Here is a 4,457-nt window from a genome sequence, read left to right as displayed (position 1 = left end):
TGCACTTTCAAAATTAGCTTGTTGAAAATTTACTTCTTCTTTAAAAACAACATCAATGAAATATACATTTTTTAAAAAAGTAGTATTTACGAAGTCAGCTTTTTTGTAAAAAGTTGTATTTATAAAAGTTGCTGCTTCATTATTTACTAATTTAGCACCTAAAAAACACGCTCCTTGTTTAAATTTGCATTGTCTGCAATGTATATCTATATTTATAAATTTATTAATCTCTAACAAGGAATAATCCTCTATCTTTTTTATACTAAAACCCACTAAATCAGATAAGCAAGTAAAAACACTTATAAGAATTAGTATCTTTATGAACTCAATTTCTTGCCCTCTTGTTAACGAATCAATGAGCACTTGGGTTAATTTTAAATTAATTACAGGCATAATACCAAACAATACTGACTTTATTAATACAAGACTTATATATTTAAAATCAATCTTTACAAGATAAGTTAGTGTATAAGTCAGTATGTTAAGCTTTTCTTTCAATTTTCCCTCGCTGATTTAATCAATATTCCGGCAACGGAAGCAAAGAGTAAAATCAAACTTGTAATAATTATTAGACTTACATGGCTTATTTCTACCCCAAAAATTTCATAGGAATAAAAGTTTATAAGGTATCTTGGGCTAAATAATCCTGCTTGAGGAAGAATGAAAACTATCTTATCAATGAGAGGATTGGAGTAATTTAGAAATACTATTCCTATCGTGGCTAAGACTATTAATAATGATGCCTTAGAACTTCTTATTAGGCTTGCTAAAAATCCCGCAAATATACTTAAGCTTAGACTTGATAAGTAGGTTAATCCCATCATAAGAGCCATAAGCTCTCCGTAAGATAGGTCCAGATTTGAATTTGAAAATGCTACAGATGATTGAATCATCATATCTAAATTAGAAAACTTATAGGGTGCTATTGTAAGGCCCACCATGACTAAGTTTATTAGGATAAAAATCCCACTTACAAAGATAAAAATCACCCCAATTTTATTTATCCCCACCCTTAGGGACGCCTTGTTTTTTATTGATTTTAGGATTATATCTGTCTCATACCAGTTTTCTAAAGATACAAGGTAGACTGATACAGCTATCACCAAGAAAGCAAATAGAAAATAGGCAATATAAGATGTGTGAAAAAAGCTCATGAGATGGCCTGTAAAGCCGTGTTCTACTTTTTTATTTATCTTGCTGAGCTTCTTATCAGTCTTTTCCAATTCGTTTTCCGTATACATATGAGTTGCCTTTATATATCCCATAGTATTATCTTTATTCACCTCCCCTATATCAAAGGTAGAAACCCTTGACTTATGGAGGATGCCTTCCTCATCAAACATCTTATCCTTATAAATAGAATATATATGAGAAAGCAGACTAGGATCTTTTTTTGCAAAGCTTTCTGCCACATGGTCATAGGATTTGCCGTCGTATTTGATAAAGATATTTTCTATAGTTTTCTCATCTAAGCTAGTCCTCTCACTATTTTTGTATAAATAATCAAAGGCTGCTCTTCCTTCTAAGACCTTTTTTTCTCCGTCTTCAAAAACCTCAATGCTCCTATCGGAGATATTGTACAAGCAAGCTCCCACAGTTAGAAAAAATACTAGGCCTGTGAGTAGGATTAAGATAGGGTTTGAAAATATTTTTTTAAATTCATACTTCATAACTTTCTCTCCTTAAATATTAGTACTAGACTTGTTAGGCCTATTATAAAAATAGAAAGTAAGTAGATACTAAAGATTTGCAAGTTACCAAAAAGACCCAGATAAAGTGATTTCACTATCTCTCCAAGCTGAATCAAGTTTACTGGCATAGACTTTAGGATTTTTAGGAAAATATTGTTGTTAGCCGTAATAAAACCTAAAAGTTTTGGCAATAATAAGGCAGCTAAGCCTAAGATAAAGGCTTGGAAGGACCTTTTTACAAATCTATTTATTAGAAAAGTCATCATGGCTATGGCTAGAGATGCTAATAAAAATCCTAAAATAATTAGGATATAAGTCTGACCAAAACTATAATTATAGATACTATTAAAATAGAAAAGCTGGACAGGGGTATTAAATCCTCTTAGACCAGTATAATAAAAGCTCACTAGGGTAAAGATTAATGACACTAGAAGAACCTCACTTGTGACAAGGGCAAAAGTTGCCGCAATTTTCCTATAAATAATTTTCCTTACCTGATTACCTCCCAAAGACCTTAGGAGAAGATCCATTGAGTTTTCAGCTTCCACACTATAAATAGACGATATTTGAAAAATAATAATGACAAAGCTAATTAATATTATAAAGGAAAAAATATCATATATGAAGTTCCATTCTCCAAAATATTCAAACTCATAAGGTTTGTCTATCTTGCTTGCCCTTTCTATGACCATAGCCTTTTCTTTTTCTGGCATGGTTGTATTTAATCTTTCATCGAGCAAGGATTTTATATTCATGACATTTCTATCATAAAAATCTGAACCTCGAGTTTCAAGCAAGTTCTCAAGAGCTTTGGCATTTCCGCCTTGAAGAGGTTTGTAGGCATCTAAAATGGTTGTTGATAGGCTGGGAAATTTTGTATACACAGAGGCTACGGACTTATCCTTTACTCCATCTAGGTCTATGCTTTCTATAAAAGTATTGATTAAATTAGAATCAATCTCTCCCTCATATTTTTCTTCTAAACTAGCCTCATAATTAAAACCAGCCTTTCCCCTATAGGTCCCATCGCCTGCTTCATATGTCGAAAAAGCAAATACACTAAAAGCAAAAACCAAAACTATTAATAATATTACAGATAACTTAGCTAAAAAGCCTGAAAAGATCTTTTTTAACTCATAAATCATAGGTCAAAATCCTTTATAACTGCTAAAAACACATCATCCAAGCTAGGCTCTATGGCTCTTGCCATCTCAAATGGTTTATCTTTACTAATAAGCCTAATATAATCTTTGGAATCTTTTTGGTAGACCTTTGAAAAAATATCATTTTGAGATTGGATTTTAAGATACAATTCATAAGGACATTCCCAAACATAGCCCTCTAAGTTTTGAATTAGGGAAGTTTCGCTAGCATCCATCGCAATTTTATTATTATGGAGAATTATAATCTCCTTGGCAATAGAAGTTAAATCGTCAACTATATGGGTGGATAAGATTATCAGCCTATCGTGGCTCATCTCTACAATGAAGTTTTTAAGCCTAATCCTCTCACTTGGATCAAGGCCGGAAGTAGGTTCATCAAGCAAGACTATGTCAGGATTATTAAGAAAGGCCTGGCCAAGTCCTACCCTTCTAAGCTGGCCACCAGATAATTTTTTGAGTTTTTTCTTAGAAAATCCTTCCAAATTAAAAATATTTTTGACCTTCCTTATTTCGTCTGCCATATTTTCTTTGCTAATGGATTTTAGGTCAGCCATGTAGGATAAAAAATCATCTACAGAAAAGTCAGGGTAGCCTATAAATTTTTGAGGAAGAAAACCTATTTTTTCCGAACCAAGCTTTATTTCTCCACTATCAACTCCTTCATAAGCTATGAGAGTTTTAAATAAGGTAGACTTACCAGCTCCATTTTCACCAAGAAGACCATAAAGTCCTTTTCCTAAATCAAGACTTATCCCATCTAAAACTAACTTATCGCCATATGACTTTGTTAAATCATTTATTTTAATCATCTTTTCTCCTCCTAAGAAAAACTATATTTTCCTAGTATTTCCTCAATATAATTAGGATTATGCTCAATAATCTCAAAATATTGACTCAAATCTTCCTTCAAATACTCTCTAATCATAGGACATAGTTTTTCATCAAGATTATCTTTTATCCCTTTATCATCCATTACTAAATCGTAACATATATCACACAGTTCACTTGCCCAACAATTAGAGCAAAGGTCCTTGAAATATTTAACATAATCTTCGTAATAATATTTATAAATCTTATCAAAATAGTAACCATTTTTATAATCACCAATACTTACAGCATTACCAGTTTTTTCACAAATCCTAAAGTTTCCATCAGTCTGTAAATACAGTCTTCTATTACCAGGGATACAATTTCCGTGTAATCCTATTGTTTCTATTAGATCCTTATCTTGAGTAACTCTTCTATTGTTCATCCTGTATATTTTTTTCGCAATCAGATACGGATAATAATTTTTTTCATCTTCTTTAACCTTATCAACTTGATAGTTTTCTAGACTTTTATATTCATAATCTTTATCAATATCATAAATCATATTTCCTGAATCAACATATGTATAATTTAAATTCATATCTTTAGGTATACTCAATGTATTATAAAAATAATTATCAAGCTCATCAAATTTATCTACATTATATGGAAGTGTAAGTACACAGTTAATAGATACCGTTCTACCTCCTTAGATTTATGAACTAATTCTTATAGAATTTATAATAGAAATTTTACTTTTATTATGTAAGAAATAGCTACTGTAACATCATTTTAT

Annotated in this window: 5 protein-coding genes; all 5 read right to left on the bottom strand. The window is 31.2% G+C overall.

The genetic code is table 11. The features are described from left to right. Nucleotides 1–498, bottom strand: a 498-nt coding sequence (locus tag Q0410_RS06490) for a pentapeptide repeat-containing protein (RefSeq protein WP_299034532.1), incomplete at its 3' end; no start/stop codon positions are given. Further along, the gene (locus tag Q0410_RS06485) at nt 495–1,670 is read right to left on the bottom strand and encodes a hypothetical protein (protein WP_299034530.1); all 1,176 of its coding nucleotides are present in this window, start codon (nt 1,668–1,670) and stop codon (nt 495–497) included. The genes Q0410_RS06490 and Q0410_RS06485, both read right to left, overlap by 4 nt. After that, nucleotides 1,667–2,836, bottom strand: a complete 1,170-nt coding sequence (locus Q0410_RS06480; RefSeq protein WP_299034527.1) for a hypothetical protein — start codon at nt 2,834–2,836, stop codon at nt 1,667–1,669. Before Q0410_RS06480 ends, Q0410_RS06485 begins: the two co-directional genes overlap by 4 nt. Beyond that, on the bottom strand, nt 2,833–3,663 hold the full coding sequence (locus tag Q0410_RS06475; protein WP_299034524.1) for an ATP-binding cassette domain-containing protein: 831 nt from the start codon (nt 3,661–3,663) through the stop codon (nt 2,833–2,835). Before Q0410_RS06475 ends, Q0410_RS06480 begins: the two co-directional genes overlap by 4 nt. Nucleotides 3,664–3,674: 11 nt before the next feature. Continuing rightward, nucleotides 3,675–4,262 (bottom strand): hypothetical protein, encoded by a 588-nt coding sequence (locus tag Q0410_RS06470; protein WP_299034521.1) that lies wholly within the window; start codon nt 4,260–4,262, stop codon nt 3,675–3,677. Between the last annotated feature and the right edge of the window lie 195 nt (nt 4,263–4,457).

The sequence above is a fragment of the uncultured Anaerococcus sp. genome (assembly GCF_937934665.1).
GTDB lineage: Bacteria > Bacillota > Clostridia > Tissierellales > Peptoniphilaceae > Anaerococcus.
Note: the sequence above shows the minus strand (reverse complement) of the source record. Positions and strands in the feature narration are given on the sequence as shown.